At 58.3% G+C, this 22394-nt stretch carries 17 protein-coding genes and 1 tRNA gene; 8 read left to right on the forward strand and 10 right to left on the reverse strand.

Annotated elements, in window-relative coordinates; translation table 11 throughout:
- Positions 1-22 precede the first annotated feature (22 nt).
- The 9 genes from ACR0IP_RS16025 to mraZ all read right to left on the reverse strand — a co-directional run bounded on the left by ACR0IP_RS16025 (position 23) and on the right by mraZ (position 9943).
- Positions 23-403, reverse strand: coding sequence for a glycine zipper family protein (locus ACR0IP_RS16025; protein ID WP_480526647.1), 381 nt, complete (start codon positions 401-403; stop codon positions 23-25).
- A gap of 99 nt (positions 404-502) precedes the next feature.
- The gene (gene murD / locus ACR0IP_RS16030) at positions 503-1903 is read right to left on the reverse strand and encodes a UDP-N-acetylmuramoyl-L-alanine--D-glutamate ligase (protein ID WP_480526648.1); all 1401 of its coding nucleotides are present in this window, start codon (positions 1901-1903) and stop codon (positions 503-505) included.
- Between the two features lie 377 nt (positions 1904-2280).
- Complete coding sequence (gene mraY / locus ACR0IP_RS16035; RefSeq protein ID WP_480526649.1) at positions 2281-3363, reverse strand: phospho-N-acetylmuramoyl-pentapeptide-transferase; 1083 nt, start codon at positions 3361-3363, stop codon at positions 2281-2283.
- Between the two features lie 35 nt (positions 3364-3398).
- On the reverse strand, positions 3399-4793 hold the full coding sequence (locus tag ACR0IP_RS16040; RefSeq protein WP_480526651.1) for a UDP-N-acetylmuramoyl-tripeptide--D-alanyl-D-alanine ligase: 1395 nt from the start codon (positions 4791-4793) through the stop codon (positions 3399-3401).
- Complete coding sequence (locus ACR0IP_RS16045; protein WP_480526654.1) at positions 4790-6271, reverse strand: UDP-N-acetylmuramoyl-L-alanyl-D-glutamate--2,6-diaminopimelate ligase; 1482 nt, start codon at positions 6269-6271, stop codon at positions 4790-4792. The genes ACR0IP_RS16040 and ACR0IP_RS16045 overlap by 4 nt, the downstream gene beginning before the upstream one ends.
- Before the next feature lie 22 nt (positions 6272-6293).
- On the reverse strand, positions 6294-8081 hold the full coding sequence (locus ACR0IP_RS16050; RefSeq protein WP_170374979.1) for a peptidoglycan D,D-transpeptidase FtsI family protein: 1788 nt from the start codon (positions 8079-8081) through the stop codon (positions 6294-6296).
- Positions 8078-8446 carry a cell division protein FtsL gene (gene ftsL, locus ACR0IP_RS16055; RefSeq protein WP_170374977.1) on the reverse strand — a complete coding sequence of 123 codons (369 nt, stop codon included), beginning with the start codon at positions 8444-8446 and terminating at the stop codon, positions 8078-8080. The genes ACR0IP_RS16050 and ftsL overlap by 4 nt, the downstream gene beginning before the upstream one ends.
- The gene (rsmH, locus tag ACR0IP_RS16060; protein ID WP_170375360.1) at positions 8443-9435 is read right to left on the reverse strand and encodes a 16S rRNA (cytosine(1402)-N(4))-methyltransferase RsmH; all 993 of its coding nucleotides are present in this window, start codon (positions 9433-9435) and stop codon (positions 8443-8445) included. Before rsmH ends, ftsL begins: the two co-directional genes overlap by 4 nt.
- 4 nt (positions 9436-9439) lie before the next feature.
- A complete protein-coding gene (gene mraZ / locus ACR0IP_RS16065; protein WP_170374975.1) occupies positions 9440-9943 on the reverse strand; it encodes a division/cell wall cluster transcriptional repressor MraZ in 504 nt (167 codons plus the stop codon).
- Between the two features lie 902 nt (positions 9944-10845).
- On the opposite strand from mraZ, the gene ACR0IP_RS16070 reads away from it, so the two are divergent.
- Both ACR0IP_RS16070 and ACR0IP_RS16075 read left to right on the forward strand, forming a co-directional pair.
- On the forward strand, positions 10846-11070 hold the full coding sequence (locus ACR0IP_RS16070; protein ID WP_480526657.1) for a DUF1127 domain-containing protein: 225 nt from the start codon (positions 10846-10848) through the stop codon (positions 11068-11070).
- A gap of 374 nt (positions 11071-11444) precedes the next feature.
- On the forward strand, positions 11445-11735 hold the full coding sequence (locus ACR0IP_RS16075; RefSeq protein WP_480526658.1) for a DUF1330 domain-containing protein: 291 nt from the start codon (positions 11445-11447) through the stop codon (positions 11733-11735).
- A 3-nt stretch (positions 11736-11738) separates the two neighbouring features.
- Here ACR0IP_RS16075 and ACR0IP_RS16080 read toward each other — a convergent pair whose 3' ends face one another.
- Entirely contained in the window at positions 11739-14135 is a 2397-nt protein-coding gene (locus ACR0IP_RS16080) for an ATP-dependent helicase (RefSeq protein WP_480526660.1), read from the reverse strand.
- A gap of 180 nt (positions 14136-14315) precedes the next feature.
- On the opposite strand from ACR0IP_RS16080, the gene ACR0IP_RS16085 reads away from it, so the two are divergent.
- From ACR0IP_RS16085 to ACR0IP_RS16110, 6 genes are all read left to right on the forward strand, one after another.
- Entirely contained in the window at positions 14316-16094 is a 1779-nt protein-coding gene (locus ACR0IP_RS16085) for a sensor domain-containing diguanylate cyclase (protein WP_480526662.1), read from the forward strand.
- Between the two features lie 39 nt (positions 16095-16133).
- Positions 16134-17270: an alpha-hydroxy acid oxidase gene (locus ACR0IP_RS16090; RefSeq protein ID WP_480526664.1), complete on the forward strand. Its 1137-nt coding sequence runs from the start codon at positions 16134-16136 to the stop codon at positions 17268-17270.
- A 146-nt stretch (positions 17271-17416) separates the two neighbouring features.
- Positions 17417-20854, forward strand: coding sequence for a pyruvate carboxylase (locus tag ACR0IP_RS16095; RefSeq protein ID WP_170691837.1), 3438 nt, complete (start codon positions 17417-17419; stop codon positions 20852-20854).
- A gap of 72 nt (positions 20855-20926) precedes the next feature.
- Positions 20927-21310 (forward strand): MAPEG family protein, encoded by a 384-nt coding sequence (locus ACR0IP_RS16100; RefSeq protein ID WP_170691835.1) that lies wholly within the window; start codon positions 20927-20929, stop codon positions 21308-21310.
- A gap of 317 nt (positions 21311-21627) precedes the next feature.
- Positions 21628-21703 (forward strand) — tRNA-Thr (locus tag ACR0IP_RS16105).
- Positions 21704-22033: 330 nt separating this feature from the next.
- Positions 22034-22276, forward strand: a complete 243-nt coding sequence (locus tag ACR0IP_RS16110) for a glycine zipper 2TM domain-containing protein (protein WP_170374962.1) — start codon at positions 22034-22036, stop codon at positions 22274-22276.
- Positions 22277-22394 lie beyond the last annotated feature (118 nt).

Raw genomic sequence — 22394 nt, forward strand, 5'->3', positions numbered from 1 at the left:
CGATACGACTAACTGCGCTGCCTTAGCCGACGACGTTATAGCCGCGTCCGCGCATGCAGTTGCGCACGATGACTTCCTTATTCTGGTTCTTCGCGATCACGTCAGCTCCGGCCCCGATCAGAGCCCCCGCCGCAGCAGCGCGACCCAGATTGTCGCTGCTGTCCTGAATGATCGCCGTAGTCGCCGCAGCACCGGCCGCACCAATCGCCGCGTTACCCGCCGTCGATCCATCGACCGCCGCCTGAGACGCCGCCAGTTGCTGACATTGCAGCAGGTCCGACTGGTAGTTGGGGCCAACCGGGCCATCAATAACGGGCACGTAGTTTGCGCCTGTATTCGTGCAAGCCCCAACCAGCAGCAGAGCCGGGACGATCAGAAGGGATTTCGGGTTAGGCATATTCATGACCTCTTTTTGAATTTCCGAGCAGAAAAGCAAATTCTTAAACGGCTTCAAGCCGGTACCCGCAAACTGTCGCCCAATCGGCAAGGAATTGCAAACGGGCTAGGCGTTAAGGTGCTTTTGAACCTGCGCCGTGAAGTCATCCCCGCGCCGCTCGAAATTGTCATATTGGTCAAAACTGGCGGCTGCAGGGGCCAGCAAGACGGTCTCCCCAGCCTCGCTGTCGGCTATGGCCTGCTCAACGGCAGCGGCCATTGTGGTGCAGACCTGCGCCTCGACCTTTAGCTGCATGGCAAAACCCGCAGCTTCGCGCCCAACCACATAGGCCTTGATCACCTGATCCGAGACACCGTTCAGGGCGTCAATACCGCCTTCTTTCTCCAACCCACCGCAAATCCAGCGAATCTTCTTGAACGCACTTAGAGCTTTCACCGCACTGTCCACATTCGTCGCCTTGGAGTCGTTCACAAAGGTCACCCCACCCGCTTCGGCGATGATCTGACTGCGATGCGGCAGGCCCGGATAGCTGTGCAAGGCATCCTCGATCACGCGCGGCGCAAGACCCAGAGACCGGCAAGCGGCATAGGCGGCACAGGCGTTCTGGTGGTTGTGCGCCCCCGGCAGCCCCTTTATGCCGCGCAGATCAATTGATCCGGTCTGCCGCCCTTTGCGATACTCTGAAAGGAAGCCTTTGCGGGCAAAGACCTGCCACCCCGGCCCGGTCAGTTTGCGCTCAACCGAGATGCGGATCACCCGATCATCCGCCGGACCTTCGGCCAATTGCCCTGCAAGGAAAGCACCTTCGGCTTCATCAATGCCAATCACAGCACGGTCTGGCCCGCCCTCGGCAAAGAGGCGTCTCTTGGCTGCGAAATAACCGCCCATGCCACCGTGTCGATCCAGATGATCCGGCGACAGGTTGGTGAACACCGCTACATCAGGTGTCAACGCACGAGCCAGCTCGGTCTGATAGCTCGATAGCTCCAGCACGACGACCGATCCATCGCCGCCGGGGTCTATATCCAACACGCCACGCCCGATATTGCCCGCCAACTGCGCCTCACGGCCAGCTTCTGTCAGGATGTGATGGATCAGGGCCGCCGTGGTCGATTTACCGTTTGATCCGGTCACTGCAATCACGCGTGGAGGCGTGTCGTAGTTGTTCCACTCCGGCCCCGCAAAGGATCGAAAAAACAGGCCGATGTCATTGTCGACCGGTACGCCCGCCTCCAACGCAGCGGCGACAACCGGGTTCGGTTGAGGATAAAGATGCGGAATACCGGGCGAGACGATCAGCGTGGCGATCTCATCAAACGCCCCGTGGCGCCGCAGATCGAGGCATTGAAACCCTTCCCCTTCAGCAGTCTCGCGCGCGGCCGGATTGTCGTCCCAACAGATCGCCTCTGCCCCACCGGCACGCAACGCGCGTGCCGTCGCCAAACCCGACCGACCAAGGCCCAAAACGGCGACCTTCTGCCCTGAGAAACCTTTGACCGGGATCACAGCAAACCCAAATCTGAAGGGACGCCAATGGCATAGTATATAACCATTGGAGCAAACCCATAAAAGAGTAGCGCAACAACATAGAGTGGAATGTACTTAGACCACCGCTTTCTATCGCTACCATCTTCCTTGGGAGCGTTCCATCGACTTATGAACTCTAATAACGGAACCAGCATTAAGAAGGCACTAAGCACGAAATAAAGGAAGACAACCCTACTATCCCCGTCACACGCACTATCATGGCACCTTTTATAGATACTCAACGCACTGGCGTATAAGGAAAGCGAACCCAACCAGTAAGTCCCAAATGGAACGACGTACTTTACGACGAAGTTATCTTTTCGGTAGAGAAATTTTTTTCCCAAGTGAAGTTGTCCTTATCTAACCTTCAGTGTTGCCAGCCCGATCATCGCGAGGATCAGCGAAATGATCCAGAACCGGATCACGATGGTGGGTTCGGCCCAGCCTTTTTTCTCATAGTGATGATGGATCGGAGCCATCAGGAACACGCGCTTACCGGTGCGCTTGAAATAGAGAACCTGAATGATCACACTCAGCGCCTCGACCACAAACAGGCCGCCGACCACGGCCAGCACCAACTCGTGCTTGGTCGCCACGGCAATCGCGCCCAGCGCGCCACCCAAGGCGAGCGACCCGGTATCGCCCATGAACACAGCCGCAGGCGGTGCGTTATACCACAGGAACCCAAGGCCGCCGCCAAACAGGGCCGAGGTGAAGATCAGAATCTCACCTGTTCCGGGTACGTAGTGCACATCCAGATACTCGGTGAAGTCGACACGACCCACCGCATAAGCGATAATCCCCAGCGTCGTAGCGGCAATCATCGCAGGCATGATCGCCAAACCGTCAAGGCCATCGGTCAGATTCACGGCATTGGCAGAACCCACAATCACGATAACTGCAAACGGAATATAAAGTATCCCTAGATTAACCAGAGTATCCTTGAAGATCGGCACCGCCAGCTGGTTCTGCAAAGCCTCCGGATGATGCAAAGACGCCCAGAAGGCGGCCAACACGGCGATGAAGATCCCCAGCGCCAGGCGCATTTTACCCGATACGCCTTTGGTGTTCTGCTTGGAGACCTTGGCATAGTCATCGGCGAACCCGATCGCCGCGTAAGCCAGCGTCACGAACAGCACCATCCAGACGTAAGGATTGTCCCAGCGCGCCCAGAGCAGCGTTGACGTGACCAGCGCGCCTACGATCAGCAAGCCCCCCATGGTCGGCGTTCCAGCTTTGGAGAAATGCCCCTCAGGCCCGTCATCACGGATCGGTTGGCCTTTGCCCTGCTTGCGGCGCAGCACATTGATCAGAGGTTTGCCAAACAGAAACCCAAAAATCAGCGCCGTCAAAAAGGCCCCACCCGCGCGGAACGTGATATAGCGGAAGAGGTTCCAGAAATCCCCTCCGTCCGACAGGGCGGTCAACCAATACAGCATTACAGTACCTTTCTCACACGAGGCGCACGGGCGCGTTACCCGTCAAGCGCGCCCCCTTGCCCCATTTTCCGCAGACCGTCAACAATCCGGGCCAATGCCATGCTGAGCGAGCCTTTCGCTAGCACGGTATCGCCGTTTTCGATCAATTCCGGCAGGTGTTCGGCCACCTCGGCGCTGGTTTCGAACCACAGGCCCTTTTTTGTATCTGGCAAAGCCTCATGCAGCGCTTTCATCAACGGACCGATGCAGTGAACCTGATCGACCTGCGCCATCGCGCTGACCTCGGCCATGCCCGCATGCATTGCCACCTCTTGCCCGCCCAGTTCCTTCATGTCGCCCAAAAAGGCGATACGGCGCGTTCCGTTCGCGGCGGCCAAGACGTCCAGCGCAGCCTCCATCGAGGTCGGGTTCGCATTGTAGCTGTCATCCAGCAGTTCGATCCGACCACCACTCGCCAGCGGCAGAGTCTCTCGAACACCGCGCCCTTTGACCGGGGACCAACGGCGCAGGCCGTCTATTGCCTGATCCAAATCCACGCCCATCTCAACACAAGCGGCCAACGCGCCCAGCGCATTCATCGCAAAATGCGTGCCTGCCGACTGGACGTCGAAAGTGAACACGGTGTCACCAACCTCAGCCTGTGCTTGAACGGTTTCCGGTCCAGCGTTAACGTCGGTCAGTTTGTAGTCTGCAGCCTGTCGGCCGAACTCAACAATTCCAGCGCCAAGGTCTTGTGCTATCTGGCGCAATATACCCGCATGTTCGATATCAGCGTTCACGATGGCTGTACCGCCGAGCTCCAAACCTTCAAAAATCGCCGCTTTCTCATGCGCGATACCGGCAACGGACTCGAACGCTTCGAGGTGCACAGCGGCCACCGTCGTCACCAAACCCACATGCGGGCGCGCCTGACGGGCCAGAGGGGCAATCTCGCCCGGATGGTTCATCCCGATCTCAATCACCGCAAATTCAGTGTCTTGCGGCATCCGCGCGAGCGTCAGTGGCACACCCCAGTGGTTATTATAACTGGCGACACTGGCATGGGTTTTCCCCTGCGCTTCCAGAATGGTGGCCAACATCTCTTTGGTCGAGGTCTTGCCAACACTCCCTGTCACGCCCACAACGCGTGCCTCGGTCCGGGCGCGGGCGGCCCGTCCGAGTGCTTCCAGCCCGGATTGCACATCCTCGACAATCAACAGAGGCGCATCTTCGGACACCCCTTCAGGGATATACGACACCAAGGCGGCGCCAGCGCCCTCCTCCAGCGCCTGAGCTACAAAATCATGGCCGTCGCGCGCGGCCTTCAACGCGACAAACAGGTCGCCCGGTTGCAAAGTCCGCGTATCAATCGACACGCCATCCACAGCCCAATCACTGGTGGCGCGCCCTCCGGTCGCGGCGGCGGCCTCTGCCGCAGTCCAGAGTGTCATGCGACCCTCCCGTCTAGGGCAGCCACGGAAATGCTCGCTTGTTCCACATCATCAAAAGGTAGCACCTGATCACCTACGATCTGACCTGTTTCATGGCCTTTGCCTGCAATCAGCAGCGCGTCGCCGGGTTGCAAAGCGTCAATACCCCGCAGAATAGCCTCGGCGCGATCACCTACTTCGGTCGCCTCTGGCGCACCGTCCATCACGGCGGCGCGGATAGAGGCCGGGTCTTCGCTGCGCGGGTTGTCGTCAGTGACAAAGACGATATCCGCGTGGTTGGCGGCGGCCTTTCCCATCAGCGGGCGCTTGGTTGCGTCGCGATCTCCGCCTGCACCAACGATCGCGATCAGACGTCCCATCACATGCGGGCGCAGCGCTTTCAAAGCCGTTGCGACTGCATCCGGCGTGTGGGCATAGTCCACAAAAACCGCCGCGCCATTGTCGCGGGTTGCGGCCAGTTGCATGCGGCCCCGGACCGTTGTCAGATGCGGCAGGGTCTCGAACACCCGCTCAGGGTCGTCACCTGCAGCGATAACCAGCCCACAGGCCAGCAGGATGTTTTCGGCCTGGAACCCTCCGATCAAGTTCAGGCGCGTCTGGAAGGTCTTGCCCTGCCACGAGAACCGCAAATCCTGCCCGGTCGAGTCAAACCGCTGGTTCATCAGACACAGGTCGGCCTCGCCCAGCCCGACGGTCAGCACAGACTGCCCCCGCGCTTCAGCAATCTTGCGCACCTGCGCACCCTTCGGGTCGCTCAGGTTGATGACTGCGGTGCCGTCTTGCGGCAGAACCCGGTCGAACAAGCCCATCTTGGCCGCGAAATACGCCTCGAAGGTCTCGTGATAGTCCAGATGATCCTGCGTGAAATTCGAGAAACCCGCAGCGGCCAGATGCACTCCGTCAAGGCGGCGCTGTTCCAGCCCGTGTGAGGACGCCTCCATCGCCGCGTGGGTCACGCCATTCTCGGCGGCCTCGGACAGACAGCGATGCAAAGTGATCGGTTCGGGCGTTGTATGGGCCAGCGGGGCCGTCCATGCGCCTTCGACCCCCATGGTGCCAAGGTTGACGGCGGCGTGGCCAAGCTCAGCCCAGATCTGGCGAACGAATGTGGCGACCGAGGTTTTGCCATTGGTTCCGGTGACCGCCACAATCGTCTGAGGTTGCGCACCGAACCAAAGCGCAGCTGAGCCGGCCAACGCCTGACGCGGGTCTTCAACCACAACTAAAGCAGCGTCGGATGCGGCCAGTTCGGCCTCGGCGATCTGCGCGCCTTCGGCGTCGGTCAGAATAGCGGCAGCCCCCATGCGCAAGGCATATTGAATGAATTCACCGCCATGGACGCGCGTACCGGGAAGCGCTGCGAACAGGAAACCGTCTTTGACATCACGGCTATCGACCGCCAGCCCGGTGATGTCGGGATTCGCGCCTCCGCGTGCTGTCAGGGCCAGTTGGCTGAGTTTCTTTGTTCTTGCGCCCATGACCCACCTGTTCTCTGGCACCCTAATTCGAGGTCAGGGTTATAGCAGCGCTCGCCTCAAGCTCAAGCCGGGGTCGCAGGCCCAAAAGCGGCGCGACACGGCCGATCAACTCAGCCGCAACGGGCACCGCAGTCCAGCCCGCCGTGCGGCGTTTTTCGCCATAGGCCAGAATGGAGGGTTCATCCAAAGTGACGATCAGCACATACTTCGGATCGTAAGCCGGGAAGATGGTGGCGAAGGTGGCGATCACCTTGTCATCATAATAGCCGCCACGCGGTTTGGGTTTGTCGGCGGTCCCGGTCTTGCCCGCAACGTCATAGCCTTTGACCTCGGCAAAGCTCGCCGTGCCGTCGGTCACCACTTTGCGCAGCATCTTCTGCGCCTGACGCGCGGTGTTCTCCGACATCACCCGTGGGCCGTATTGAGGGCCATTGCGGCGCAGGATCGTCGGGCTGACATAGTGCCCGCCATTGGCAATCGCGGCATACCCCGCCGCCAGATGCATCGGGCTGGTCGACAGGCCGTGACCGTAAGAGATGGTGACCGTGCTCAACTCACCCCATTTCTTGGGCTTGAGGGGCGCACCACCTGCGGCTTCGACAATCTCGAACGGGGTGGGTTCGAACATGCCCAGCGTTTCAAGGAAGCTCTGCTGGCGTTTCGCGCCGATCTGCAAGGCCAGCCGTCCGGTCCCCCGGTTCGAACTGTGAACGATCACATCCGCCACGCTGATCTTGCCGTAGTTCTTGCCGTTGAACTCACCAATTGGGAAACGGCCGATCTTCATCGGACCGGAGGTGTCGATGATGGTCTCGGAGTTCACCAAGCCAAGCTGGACCGCCTGTGCGGCGGTAAAGATTTTGAAGACCGATCCAAGCTCATAGACACCCTGCACGTAACGATTGAACAGAGGGCTATCAGACGGATCAAATCCCGAGGTTGGCGGGCGCGGACGGTCATTGGGGTCAAACGACGGCAGCGACGCGGCCGAGATCACCTCACCCGTATGCGCGTTCATCAGAACCGCTGAGGCGCCCTTGGCGTTCATGATCTTCATCCCGCCATATAGCACCTGCTCGACTGCTGCCTGAATGGTCAGGTCGAGCGACAGTTGCAGCGGCTTGCTGCCGTTGGCCGGGTCACGCAAATAGTCGTCGAACTTCTTCTCAACTCCAGCAACACCGATCACCTCAGCAGCACTTACGCCTTCGCGGCCAAAACCCGAACCACCAAGGATATGCGCCGCCAGCTTGCCATTCGGGTAGAGGCGCATTTCACGCGGACCGAACAGGATGCCCGGATCGCCGATATCATGCACCGCCTGTTTCTGCTCCGGCGAGATGCGTTTCTTGATCCACAGGAACTTGCGTTTACCGGTGAAGTCCTTGACCAGACGCTCTTTGTCGAGATCCGGGAAAATCGCGACCAGCTGATCAGCTGCCGCAATCGGATCAATCATCAAGGGCGGCTGCGCGTAGACGGAATACGTATCCAGATTGGTCGCCAGAATACGCCCTTCGCGATCAACAATGTTGGCGCGTTGCATGGCGATTGAGGCACCGGGCGCGCTGGCAAGTGGCTCTTGCGCCTCGGACGTTGCCAGCATGCCCATGCGGACGCCGACTACCGAGAAGGCGCAAAAGAAGAACAGACCCAAAACCAAAAGACGCCCCTCGGCACGAGCGCGGGCGCGATCTTTCATCTTTTCATGACGTTGGCGGATATTCTCGCGCTCGATGACCTTTGGGTTTTCACCCTTCGCGCGGGCATCCAGAACGCGGGCCAGAGGGCGGAGGGGAGTGCGGGTCATGGAATCTGCACCTCACCCAAGGCCTGAATATCGGTGATCGCCTGCAGCTCGATCGGGTCAACAACCGGCAGGTCGGGGTCCTCGGCATAAGCGATCTGGTCCGCACGTCCGAATTGCTCAGCCCGCAAGGGCAACAGGCCCATGCGTTCGAAATTCAAATCGGCCAGCTCACGCAGGCGATCCGGGCGATTCAGATAGGCCCATTCGGCGTTCAGAACCGCCAGCCTAACCTGCGCCACGCCGATCTCACCCTGAAGGGCCTGCATTTCTTTCACAACTTGCTGGGTCCGGTAGTTCTCCTGATAGGCCCACAAGGCCAATCCGAACACGGACAGAGCGGTCAACACATACAGAATACTCTTCATCTTGCCCTTCCCCCAAGTTGCGGCATCCCGATGGCGCGGGCGTCAATCTCCCCAGCCGGAGCCTCGGTACGGATCGCGACACGCAGCTTGGCCGATCGCGAACGCGGGTTTTCCTGCAATTCCTGCTCGTCTGGCCCGACGGCCTTGCGGGTCTTAAGCGTAAACTGCGGCAGCTCCTGTTCCATCTCGGGCGCGTACCGGTTGGCACGACCCGTCTTACCAGCCCGAGACTGGAAGAACCGTTTAACCATCCGGTCTTCGATGGAGTGGAAGGTCACAACGGCCAGTTGCCCACCAGGCATCAAGGCCCGCTCAGCAGCCATAAGGCCTTGAAACAGCTCGTCATATTCGGCGTTCACTGCAATCCGCAGGCCCTGAAAACTACGCGTCGCAGGGTGCGATTGTCCCGGCTTGGGGCGCGGCAGGCAGGATTCGATGATCTCGGCCAAACGCAAGGTCGTGGTGATGGGCTCCTCGGCGCGGGCTTTGACGATGGCCTTGGCGATACGCCGACTTGCACGCTCCTCACCGTAGTGGAACAGGATGTCGGCCAATTGCGTCTCGGTCGCCGTGTTGACCAGATCGGCGGCGCTTTCACCCTCCTGGCTCATGCGCATGTCGAGCGGGCCGTCTTTCATGAAAGAAAAGCCGCGCTCGGCCAGATCCAGCTGCATGGACGAAACCCCAAGGTCCAGCACTACACCGTCGAGATCCTGGGCATACTCGTCCAAGCGCGAGAACACTCCGGGCTGCATTACTAGTCGGTCGCCATAGCCACCCGCCCAGTCTGCGGCCATCTCAAACGCAAGAGGATCGCGATCCACGCCGATCACTTTCTCAGCCCCGGCCTCAAACAAACCCCTAGTATAGCCGCCTGCGCCGAAGGTGCCGTCCAGCCAAGTGCCCTCCACCGGAGACACCGCCGCCAGCAAAGGGCGCAGCAGGACTGGAATATGTGGGTTAGAAGATGAGGAGACCGCGCCGGACATGCCGTTACGCGTCCTCAACGCCATCGAGATAGACCATCGGGTCGAAATCATCCGGCAGATCGTCCATCCATTCCTCGGCTTTGGCGAGCTCTTCGACCTCATAGGTCTCAGGCTTCCAGATCTGGAAGGTGTCACCGGCGGCTATGAAGAAGGCCTCATTCTCAAGGTCGATCTTGTTGCGCAGCTTGGCCGGCAAAACCAGACGCCCGGTTTCATCCACATTGGTGGGAAAGGACTGACCATGGAACATACGCTGAAGCATCTTACGCTCCATCGAGCCACGCGGCAGAGCGTCGATCTTATCGTCGACCTCATCAATTGCCTGCATGGTATAGCATTCAAGGTATTTGCGGCGGTGGTCGCCATAGACAATCACAAGCTCAGGATTGTCACCGGGCTGCCAATTGGGGTCAGACGATTCAAGCACACGGCGAAACGAGGCCGGGATCGAGACCCTGCCCTTCGTGTCCACCTTATGGTGGCTTTCACCTCTAAACCTGCGCGCCAAGACGACTGTCCCTTTCGCTTGCGCCCCACTTGAATTTCACGTCCCCCCGGATGAAAAACGGCGGGTTGATCTGCTGCCACTGATCAACCCGCCGCATTGGCCCGCTTTGCGGGATGTCCAGCTGCACGCGCCACCTGGGGGGATGTCTGCTCGCCCGCGCGCCGGATCTCTTGAGTGATGAAAGCGAGATGCCTGTATGAAACCTGATTATTTTTGGTTGGGGTCGTTTGCTGCCCCTGCTGCCTCGTCCTCATCGGATGCATTAGGGATGACATGGGAATTCATGGAAATCAACAGGAATTTTTGGGCACCATCTAATACGGGCTATGAAAACAAGGTGTATTTTGAGCCAATTTCAGAACCAACACACCTCATATCGACATCAAAAGTCATTCGATCGCTAGATATGGTGACCTCATGAACCTCCCACGATCACCCATGATTTCCCAAAAAAATTTCGAATTCTCGGAATAAATGCCGGCTGAGACCCGTCAGCAACGCAAAAAGCAAAGAATCACACAGAAGGAAACCGCGTGGAATTTGGCCGCTTTGATCTGCTCCCACGAATTCCCAAGCCACGATCTAAGATCGCTTTCCCGTGATCGAGTTGAAACAAAGCGTCCATCAAACGCACAAACTTTCGCAGCTGCGCTCAAACTCCGGGCAAGTCGAATGGTGAGAAGGAATCTTTGCTCGACCAAGACTTAGTGCCCAAGGTCCCGCAAACCCCAAAAAATCATGGGTGATTTCAAACCGCGACTGACAAGGCTCTGATATCCATGCATTTGCTGCATAGCAGCATTGACGTTGCGGGCTATTGTGCAATCGCAGCATTCACTTATTTTCATCCTCAAGCAAACGCTGGCACCGGTCAGCAAGACAAGAATGAACGGAACAACAAGATGGCAATGGCAACAAACACACCGGCACTCAAAGGCACTCACTTTGGCGGTATCACCACCTTGGTCGAGGCCGCAAAGACACGTTTTGCCCGCTACCGCCTGTACCGCCAGACGGTAAGTGAGCTGTCCGCGCTGTCGAACCGCGAGCTGGCCGATCTCGGCCTGAGCCGTGCAATGATCCGCGGCTTGGCCCGTCAGGCGGCAAACGACTTCACAGCGCGCTAAGCGCACAGGAATACACGAGATCAGACCCTTCCTCCTCCCTTTAGGGTCTGTAATCAGCGGCGGCGTCTCTCCTCCTCCCTGACGTCGCCGCACCAAATACCGGCCTTGCAACGCCGGACCTTGACACACCGGGCTCTCCTCCTCCCTGCCCGGTGTTGAAAGCGCGCGGTGACGTCTTCCTCCTCCCTGACGTCGCCGCGTCTTCCTCATACCGGGCTCAAACCCGGGTTCAGATACATCGGGGCTCTCCTCCTCCCTGCCCTGATGTAGAAAAGAACGGCGGTTTCCCTTCCTCCTCCCTGGGAAACCGCCGTTTTTGCTTTTTGGGCAAACGGAATAAGATCGGCGCAGTTACGATTATTAAGGAGTGCGTCATGGCCGCCTATTTCATCGCCCAGATTTCCATTCATGACCCAGACGGGTATCAGAAATATCTTGAAGGTTTCATGCCAATCTTGGACCGGCACGGCGGGCGCCTGCTGACCATTTCTTCAAAACCCGTCGAGATCGTCGAAGGCAATTGGGCCGAAGAAGGCATCGTGCTGATGGAGTTCCCAGACATGGCCGCAGCCCGGGCGTGGAAAGACGACCCGGACTATATCGAATTGGCCAAGATCAGACGCAAGACAGCAACGGCCAACCTGGTGCTAGTCGAAGGTCTCTAGCGCTCAGAACGGAACGTCGTCCTTCGCGGTCAGGAAACGGGAAACAACCTTTTTCACGCCCGCTTTGTCGAAATCGACTTCGACCTTATCCCCTTCGATGCCGGTAACCGCGCCGTAGCCGAATTTCTGATGAAACACCCGCTCACCCAAGGTGAAGCTGGCAATTGCCGTGGCATCAATCACCGTATTCCGACTTTCTTTCGGCTGGGAAATTCCATACTGGCCCTGCCGCGCCTGCATCCGCTTCCAGCCCGGAGAGTTGTATACATTCGCCTCGGCCGCGCGGGTTTCGATCGTCGCGGCCGGTTGCCCACCGCCATACAGCCCCGGAGGCGTCAGAACCTCCACATGGTCCTCAGGCAATTCGTCGATGAACCGCGACGGCATCGCGTTCTGCCATTGCCCGAACACCCGTCGATTGGCTGCGAAAGAAATCGTGCAGACCTCCTCAGCGCGGGTAATGCCCACATATGCGAGACGCCGTTCTTCCTCGAGGCCCTTGAGGCCCGATTCGTCCATGGAGCGTTGCGAGGGGAACAAACCGTCCTCCCACCCCGGCAGGAACACGGCAGGAAACTCCAACCCCTTTGCCGCGTGCAGCGTCATGATCGAGACCTTCGCTCCATCGCCCTCTTGTTCATTGTCCATCACCAGACTGACATGCTCCAAAAACCCTTGCAGGTTCTCGAAATTGTCCAGCTGATTCACCAGTTCCTTGAGGTTTTCCAACCGGCCCGGTGCCTCGGGCGTCTTGTCGTTTTGCCAATGCCCGGTATAGCCGGATTCGTCCAAGATGATCTGCGCCAGCTCGATATGCGTGTGTTCCGGCGCGCCGTAGCGAATGGGCGACACCCCATCGTCGATGACCGAGTCGTCATCGACCTCGATCCGAGGCCCGCGCGTCAGCGCATTCCACCGCGCCAATCCGTCGATCAATTCACGTAGCGCCTTACCGCCCTTACCCTTGATCAACTGGCTCTCAACTGCGATCCGTGCCCCTTCGACCAGAGATACCCCGTTCTGACGCGCCACAACCTGAATCGTCTGTTGCGCCTTGTCACCAAGACCGCGTTTGGGTGTGTTCACGATCCGCTCGAACGCCAGATCGTCCTCGAGGCTGACCACCAGCCGGAAATAGGCCATGGCATCGCGAATCTCCATCCGCTCATAAAAACGAGGGCCGCCAATCACCTTGTAAGGCAGACCAATCGTCAGAAACCGATCCTCAAACGCGCGCATCTGGTGTGAGGCGCGAACCAGTATAGCGATCTGGTCGAGGTTCATCGGACGCACACCTCGCGTGCCGCCCTGCATCGCGTCGATCTCTTCCCCGATCCAGCGCGCCTCTTCCTCACCATCCCAATGGCCGATCAGCCGAACCTTTTCCCCGTCCTCGGCATCGGTCCAAAGCTCCTTGCCCAGACGGCCTTCATTGCCACGGATCACATTCGACGCCGCCGCCAGAATATGTGGGGTCGAGCGGTAGTTCTGTTCCAACCGCACTACGAAGGCGCCGGGAAAGTCCTTTTCGAACCGCAGGATGTTGCCTACCTCGGCACCGCGCCAACCATAGATCGACTGGTCGTCATCGCCCACGCAACAGATGTTCTTGTGCCCTCCGGCCAGCAGACGCAGCCAGAGGTACTGGGAGACGTTGGTGTCCTGATATTCATCCACGAGGATGTAGCGGAACCAGCGCTGGTATTGCTCCAAAACGTCCTGATGGGTTTGGAAAATCGTGATCATGTGCAAAAGCAGATCACCGAAATCCACCGCATTCAACTCGCGCAGGCGGGTCTGGTATTGGGCGTATAGCTCTACACCCTTGTTGTTATAGGCACCGGCATCCGCGACCGGCACTTTGTCGGGCGTCAAAGCGCGGTTCTTCCAGTCGTCGATGATTCCGGCCAGCATCCGTGCAGGCCAGCGCTTGTCATCTATATTGGCAGCCCGCACCAGTTGCTTGAGCAAACGCAACTGATCGTCACTGTCCAAAATGGTGAAATTCGACTTCAGATCGACAAGCTCGGCGTGGCGACGCAGCAGTTTGACACAGATCGCGTGGAAGGTTCCCAGCCATGGCATCCCTTCGGCGGGCTGGCCAAGAAGACGGCCCACCCGCTCTTTCATCTCGCGCGCGGCCTTGTTGGTAAAGGTCACAGCTAGAATCTCGTTCGGACGCGCCTTGGCAGTGGTCAGAAGATGCGCAATCCGTGTGGTCAGAGCTTTGGTCTTACCTGTTCCAGCGCCCGCAAGCATCAGCACCGGTCCGTCTAGCTGCTCAACCGCTTCGCGCTGCGCTGGATTGAGGCCGTCCAGATAGGGCGTAGGTCGCGCGGCCATGGCGCGCGCCGATAGCGATGCGCCCTCAAAGGCGTCCATTTCATCAAAACTGCTCATATCGGCAAACTACGCTGGATGGGCCAAAAGGAAAAGGGTTTGTTCACGCCTTGTTCGCGCGAATTTTCCGTCGGGGTCTTACAAATCTTAATCATTTTAACGCCCCCACATGCAAGGAAGTTAACACTCTGTCAAAACCTCTCACAGATGCTACTCCGCACTTTGTGGGAGAATGCGGGTATGGAACAGACGGCAAGAGCACGCCTTATTGGCAAGCTAAAGGTCTTTGTCAGCACGGCAACGCTGATCGCTATGACGGCTTTGGCAGGTTGGGGCATATATAAGCTGCCTGCCCCGCTTGTGGATCGCATGCTGGAATCGGATCTTCGCCATCACGCCTTACGTTTGGAAAAGAAGGTGGAAAGCCAGCTTTTTGACGTCAAAACCAGCTTCGAACGGCATATCCTCAGCCAACATGATGAGGCTTTTCTAAGCTTGCTGCCCGAAACCTCAGATATTTACCGCTTCAAACTGTTCGATTCCTCGGGTGAGGTGTTCTGGTCCACGCGGGACGGCGACGTCGGCTCGGTGAATACCAAACCGTATTTCAAGGACGTGGTGGCCATGGGCAACCTGTTCTACAAGCATGAGGAAAAGCCCATCGCCGAGGTGGACTCGCTAAACGCCGACCAGTTGGAGAATCTGGACAGCAACACCCGCCACGTGGCCGAAATATATACGCCTGTGATTCAAAGCGGAAAATTCCTCGGCGCGATTGAATTCTATTCCGACATCACGGATGTGAGGAACCTGTTCATTGATCGGGTTCGAATGTCGCTGATTGCGATCAGTGCGGTGGTCCTGCTGGCCTTGACGGCAGTGATCCTGATCGTGCATCGCAACAATCGCAGGCAGTTGGGCGTGCTGCGCGTGCGTGCGCAGAAAGAACGAGAGCTGATGGACGACCAACTGCGCCTCGCGCGCGAAGTGCGGCTGCTAGGCGAGTTGAATGAATGGCTGCAATCCAGCCGCTCGCTGGACGAGCTGTTCGACATGGTCTCAAGATTCATGACGCATATCCTGCCCGAGGCTGAGGGCAGCGTTTATGTCTATTCCAACTCGCGCGATGTCCTGGACGGGTGCGCCAGCTGGAATGGCGGCACCCACAAGGCGCATATCCACCCCGAGGGTTGTTGGGGCCTGCGCCGTGGGCGAACCTATGAATTCGGCGCCTCCGAGATTGATTTTGTCTGCGAGCATGCCGAACCCCATGACGGGCGGGCCTATTTCTGTTTTCCAATTCTCGCTCATGGCGAAACGGTCGGCCTTTTGCACCTGCGCGCGCACGAGGGGAAGTGTGAGGCCTTTCACGCCAGCAAGAAACTGGCGCAGCTCTGCGCGGAACAGATCAGCATGGCGATTGCCAATGTGCGGATGCGCGATCAGTTACATGACCAATCCGTACGCGATCCTCTGACAGGATTGTTCAATCGACGCCACATGACCGACAGCCTCCGCCGGGGAATCAGCCGCAGCCAGCAGACCGGTGCGCCGCTCAGCTTGATCGCGGTGGATGTGGATCATTTCAAGAAATTCAACGACACACATGGGCATGATGCGGGTGATATGGTTCTGCGTGCCGTGGGCGCCGCCTTGGAACAAGGCTGCGACCGCGATGAGATCGCCTGCCGTATCGGTGGCGAGGAATTCATGCTGATTCTCCCCGACAACACACCGGATGATGCCGTGACGCGGGCTGATACCCTGCGTCAAGCTGTCGAGGCCGTGTCGGTCAGATATGGCGACAAGTCCCTGCCGCGGATCACGATCTCGGTCGGAGTAGCGCATTACCCTGCACATGGGACGATGCCGCAAGACTTGATGCGAGCGGCCGATGATGCCCTCTATTCAGCCAAGGATAACGGCCGAAACCAGGTGCGCGTTGCAAGTGGTCATAGCGACTCGGCGGCTGAACGTCCGGGACCAAAACCACTCAAACCAAAGCCTGATGCGGCGTGATCCCCTTGCCGAATCGCAGCGCAGGTTGGATCAAACGCCATGGACCTGCACAGCACCTATCCCGGCATCGCCGACCTGAAACGCCGCGCCCGACGACGGCTTCCGCATTTTGTTTGGGAGTATACCGAAAGCGGAACAGGGACCGAAACGGCCATGCTTCGAAACCGAACGGCACTGGACTCGGTGCGGCTACTCCCCGCGATTCTGAAAGGTGAACTGGAATACGACACCAGCAAACGCTTTCTGGGGCAGGACTGCCCACTTCCTTTCGGAATCGCGCCGATCGGCATGTCCGGTCTGATCTGGCCGGACGCAGAAGGCATTTTGGCGCGTGCGGCTGCGCAGGCCTCTCTGCCCTACACATTGTCAACGGTGGCCAGCCAATCCCCGGAGGATCTGGCCCCTCATCTGGGTGAAAACGCCTGGTTCCAGCTTTACCCGCCTAGGGATCCCGAGATTCGAGCAGATTTTCTGGCCCGCGCCCGACAGGCAGGATTTAAAACTTTAGTCCTGACAGCAGATGTTCCTGTCGCGTCCCGCAGAGAGCGTCAGACACGCTCAGGGCTGACCCATCCGCCAAGGCTGACGCCGAGATTGCTGGCCCAAGTCGCGCGGCGCCCCGCTTGGGCGTTTGGGATGCTGCGACAGGGCATGCCCAAAATGCGCACGTTGGACAAGTACATCGACAACACAAAATCGATGCCGCTCACGGCCCATGTCGGATACTTGCTGCGCACGTCACCGGACATGGAATACGTCAAACGGTTGCGCGATCAGTGGGATGGGTCCTTCGTAGTCAAGGGAATCATGCGCCCAGACGATGCCGAAATGCTTGAACGAGCCGGGGTGGACGCGCTTTGGGTTTCGAACCACGGAGGCCGTCAATTTGACGGTGCGCCCGCCAGCATCGAAGTTCTACCGGAGATTCGCAGCGCCACCAGCTTGCCTCTGATCTTCGACAGCGGCATCGAAGGCGGGTTGGACATCCTTCGCGCTTTGTCCAAAGGGGCCGATTTCGTCATGCTTGGACGGGCCTTTTTATATGGGCTGGCGGCACTTGGCCCCAAAGGACCAGCTCATGTGATTGACCTGTTAAGGCAGGATATGCTCGCAAATATGGGGCAGATGGGCCTTGCCGACCTGACGCAAATCATGACGATTCATCACGAAGATTGATGCTGCGGCGCAGCAACGCTACAAGAAACGCGCGAACAATGGCCGTTTGCGAGCGTTAACATGCCGGTTATACCCAGAACCACTGATACACCTGCGCGTATTCTCCGCCTATGAACACGGCCGAAACACCAAGACCGGGACCCAAAATGACCGATTTCAAGAAGATCCTGATCGCCAATCGCGGCGAGATTGCCATTCGCGTGATGCGCGCAGCCAACGAGATGGGTAAACGCACCGTTGCGGTCTTTGCCGAAGAAGACAAGTTAGGCCTGCACCGCTTCAAGGCGGACGAAGCCTATCGCATTGGCGAAGGTCTTGGCCCTGTCGCGGCATATCTGTCGATTGACGAGATCATCCGCGTTGCCAAGGAATCGGGTGCGGACGCGATCCACCCCGGTTACGGCCTCCTGTCCGAGAACCCGGACTTTGTGGATGCCTGTGTTCAGAACGGCATCACCTTCATCGGCCCCAAGGCTGAAACCATGCGCGCCTTGGGCGATAAGGCCAGTGCCCGCAAGGTTGCCATCGCCGCTGACGTGCCGGTTATTCCCGCCACCGAAGTTCTGGGCGATGACATGGCCGCGATCAAGAAAGAGGCGGCCGAGATCGGCTACCCATTGATGCTGAAGGCCAGCTGGGGCGGCGGTGGACGCGGCATGCGCCCGATCCTGTCCGAGGATGAGCTGGAAGAGAAAGTTCTGGAAGGCCGCCGCGAGGCCGAGGCCGCATTTGGCAACGGCGAAGGCTATCTGGAAAAGATGATCACCCGTGCCCGTCACGTCGAGGTTCAGATCCTTGGTGACAAGCATGGTGAGATCTACCACCTGTATGAGCGCGACTGCTCGGTCCAGCGCCGGAACCAGAAGGTCGTTGAACGCGCCCCTGCCCCGTATCTGACCGAAGAACAACGCGCCGAGATTTGCGAACTGGGCCGCCGCATCTGCGCCCATGTGAACTATGAATGCGCAGGCACCGTCGAATTCCTGATGGATATGAACACCGGCAAGTTCTACTTCATCGAAGTGAACCCTCGCGTTCAGGTGGAGCACACCGTCACCGAAGAAGTCACCGGCATCGACATCGTGCAGGCTCAGATCCTGATCGCTGAAGGTAAGACGCTGGCCGAGGCCACTGGCAAAGCCAACCAAGATGAGATCCGCCTGAACGGCCACGCGCTGCAGACCCGTGTGACCACCGAAGATCCGCTGAACAATTTCATCCCGGACTATGGCCGCATCACCGCCTATCGCTCGGCCACAGGTATGGGCATCCGTCTGGACGGCGGCACTGCTTATGCGGGCGGCGTAATCACGCGCTACTATGACTCGCTGCTGACCAAGGTCACCGCTTGGGCACCGACTCCCGAAAAGGCGATTGCCCGGATGGATCGCGCCCTGCGTGAATTCCGCGTGCGCGGCGTTTCCACCAACATCGCATTCGTGGAAAACCTGCTGAAGCACCCGACCTTCCTGTCGAATGAATACACCACCAAGTTCATCGACGAGACGCCAGACCTGTTCGCCTTCAAAAAGCGCCGTGACCGGGGCACCAAGGTTCTGACCTATATCGCGGACATCACCGTCAACGGCCATCCCGAAACCAAGGATCGCCCCGAGCCGCGTGCTGATTTGAAAGAAGCAAAAGCCCCTGCCCAGAAAGCCGAACCTCAGGTGGGGACACGCAACCTGCTGGAGCAAAAGGGCCCACAGGCCGTGGCCGACTGGATGAAAGCCCAGCGCCAGTTGCTTATCACCGACACCACGATGCGGGATGGTCACCAATCGCTGCTGGCGACACGGATGCGCTCGATCGATATGATCAAGGTTGCGCCCAGCTATGCCGCAAACCTGCCGCAGCTGTTCTCGGTGGAATGTTGGGGCGGCGCGACGTTCGACGTGGCCTATCGCTTCCTGCAGGAATGCCCGTGGCAGCGCCTGCGTGACCTGCGCGAGGGGATGCCGAACCTGATGACACAGATGCTGCTGCGCGGCGCAAACGGTGTCGGCTATACCAACTACCCAGACAATGTGGTGCAGGAGTTCGTGCGTCAGGCCTCGCAAGGGATCGACGTGTTCCGCGTGTTCGACTCGCTCAACTGGGTTGAAAACATGCGCGTTGCGATGGATGCGGTCGTTGAAAGCGGCAAGATCTGTGAAGGCACTGTTTGCTATACTGGCGATATTCTGGACCCGGATCGCTCGAAATACGATCTGAAATACTATGTCGGCATGGCGAAAGAGCTGCGCGATGCAGGGGCGCATATTCTTGGCCTGAAAGACATGGCAGGTCTATTGAAACCAGCCTCGGCCAAGATCCTGATCCGCGCCTTGAAGGAAGAGGTCGGCCTGCCGATCCACTTCCACACGCATGACACCGCAGGCATCGCCAGCGCCACCATTTTGGCGGCGTCTGAGGCCGGCGTCGACGCGGTAGATTGCGCAATGGACAGCTTCTCAGGCAACACGTCTCAGGCCACGCTGGGCACTGTGGTCGAAGCGCTGCGCCATACTGAGCGGGATACCGGCCTGGACATCAAATCGATCCGTGAGATCAGCGACTACTTCGAAGCCGTGCGTGGCCAGTACGCGGCCTTTGAATCCAGCCTGCAGGCTCCGGCTTCTGAGGTGTATCTGCACGAGATGCCAGGCGGTCAGTTCACCAACCTCAAGGCGCAAGCCCGTTCTCTGGGGCTGGAAGAGCGCTGGCATGAGGTCGCCCAGACCTATGCTGACGTGAACCAGATGTTTGGTGACATCGTGAAGGTGACGCCGTCGTCCAAGGTTGTCGGTGACATGGCGCTGATGATGGTCAGCCAGGGCCTGACACGCGAAGAAGTGGAAAGCCCAACAACCGATGTGGCGTTCCCCGATTCAGTTGTGGACATGATGCGCGGAAACCTGGGCCAGCCTCCCGGTGGTTTCCCGCCTGCGATCCTTCATAAGGTCCTCAAGGATGAGGCCCCCAATACCGAGCGTCCAGGCAAAAACGTACCCGCCGTCGATCTGGAGGCCACCCGCGCCGACCTTTCCAAGCAACTGGACGGCAAAGAGGTCGATGACGAGGATCTGAACGGCTACCTTATGTATCCGAAGGTGTTCCTCGACTATATGGGCCGTCACCGCACGTATGGTCCGGTGCGCACCCTGCCGACCCGCACCTTCTTCTATGGCATGGAGCCGGGCGAAGAGATCACGGCCGAGATTGATCCAGGCAAGACGCTGGAAATCCGCTGTCAGGCCATCGGTGAGACCGACGAGAAAGGCGAGGTCAAAGTGTTCTTCGAACTCAACGGCCAGCCCCGCGTCATTCGGGTGCCCAACCGCCTTGTGACAGCCTCCACACAGGCCCGCCCGAAGGCCGAGGCCGGCAACGCCAACCACATCGGCGCGCCGATGCCGGGTGTTGTCGCGACCGTTGCTGTCACCGCAGGCCAAGAGGTCAAAGAAGGCGATCTTCTGCTGACCATCGAGGCGATGAAGATGGAAACCGGCATCCACGCCGAACGCGACGCCGTGGTCTCTGCTGTCCATGTCCAGCCCGGCGGCCAGATTGACGCAAAGGACCTGCTGGTCGAACTGGAATAACCAGTTTATTTTTCAAAAGCACAAGGGCCGCTCGGGGAACCGGGCGGCCTTTTTCTACTCAGGAGGAACACGATGCTGTCCATCACCCCAATCTACGCCTCGTTGCTGGCGATCCTTTACATTGTTCTGAGCTTCCTGGTCATCAGCCAGCGCCGCAGTGACAAGGTCTCCTATGGCGATGGTGGCAAGCCGGACATGCTCAAGGTGATCCGGACGCACTCCAACTTCATCGAATACACGCCCTTTGCCCTTCTGCTGATCACCATGGTCGAGCTTCAGGGTGCCGGGGCGCTGATGCTGAACCTGTTGGGGCTCTGTCTGCTGAGCGGTCGCTTGTCGCACGCCTACGGCTTTGGCCGCAGCCCGCAGATCGTGATTCTGCGCCAGATCGGGATGGTCCTGACCTTCACAGCTATCCTCGTTGCGGCAATTGCGAACCTCGTGTTGGCGCTTTGAGCCAAGCATCCGTTTTTTGGCGAACGCCTATATTTTTCGAGCCGATGCGATCAAGCTACGACGGAAGGATGCCAACGGTTCCATTGGCTGCCTCCAGTTAAAATCGGAGTGTATGAACAACGTTGCAAACTGAGTAAATTAGCGGGTTGCGGGCCAAAAAATTTTGCCATATACGCCTGCTCATCCAGTTGGCCGTTGCCCAACGAACATAGACCAAAATGTTCAAGGTAGCGCCCTAACTTTTGAAACTTAGCCTTTCGTGGCTTGATCTGAACAAAAAGATCTGGCTTTGCACTGAAGGACCAAGTTGAAAAAGTGCCCCTATAGCTCAGCTGGTAGAGCAACTGATTTGTAATCAGTAGGTCCGCGGTTCGAGTCCGTGTGGGGGCACCATTTAAACTTACATCTCACTTATAATTAATAATTAATCAAGAAATACGGTTCACATCCCCTGATTTGTCCCCCGATTTCTCGTTGTTGGAGCTTCGCGCTTTTTAGTGTGAACCATGGGCGCTCAGGATCATTTTTCAACTTTTTGAAATGGTAGGGCCGGATCTCAGGTTTTTCAGGTGGTCGTTAAGCCAAGGCGAAACCTTAGACCCCAGGTTCTCATTATTAAGATTTAGTTAACCTCAAATCCCAAAGGCGCTGAAGCCTTGTACAATAGACGGCTAGGAGCCACCTACTCAGACAACCAATTCGAAAGTTTGAGAGGCAATCTAGATGAAGAAAACACTGATAGCTTGCGCGCTCGGCGGCTCTCTACTCGTGGCTGCTTGCGGAGCGCCAACAACGCCAACGCAGGCCCAAGCACAGCATGACGCACGCTGCGCGGCGGGTGTCCTTGGCGGCGCTGCCCTTGGCGGGGTAGTTGGAAATCGGTTTGGTGGTGGAACAGGTAAGACGCTAGCAACAGCAGCAGGAGCTGGACTAGGGATGTATGCTGGTCAATCAGCTTGCAACTAGCAGCGCCCAACCAGCGGGGACCTGCGCTACCGCAATTTGCGTCTTGCGTGACCAACTTCACTGCACTCCTTCGTAGATCCATCGATAACTAGCGCATTAAGTAACTAGCGTTGGTGTA

It is taken from the genome of Ruegeria sp. AL11 (assembly GCF_056540865.1).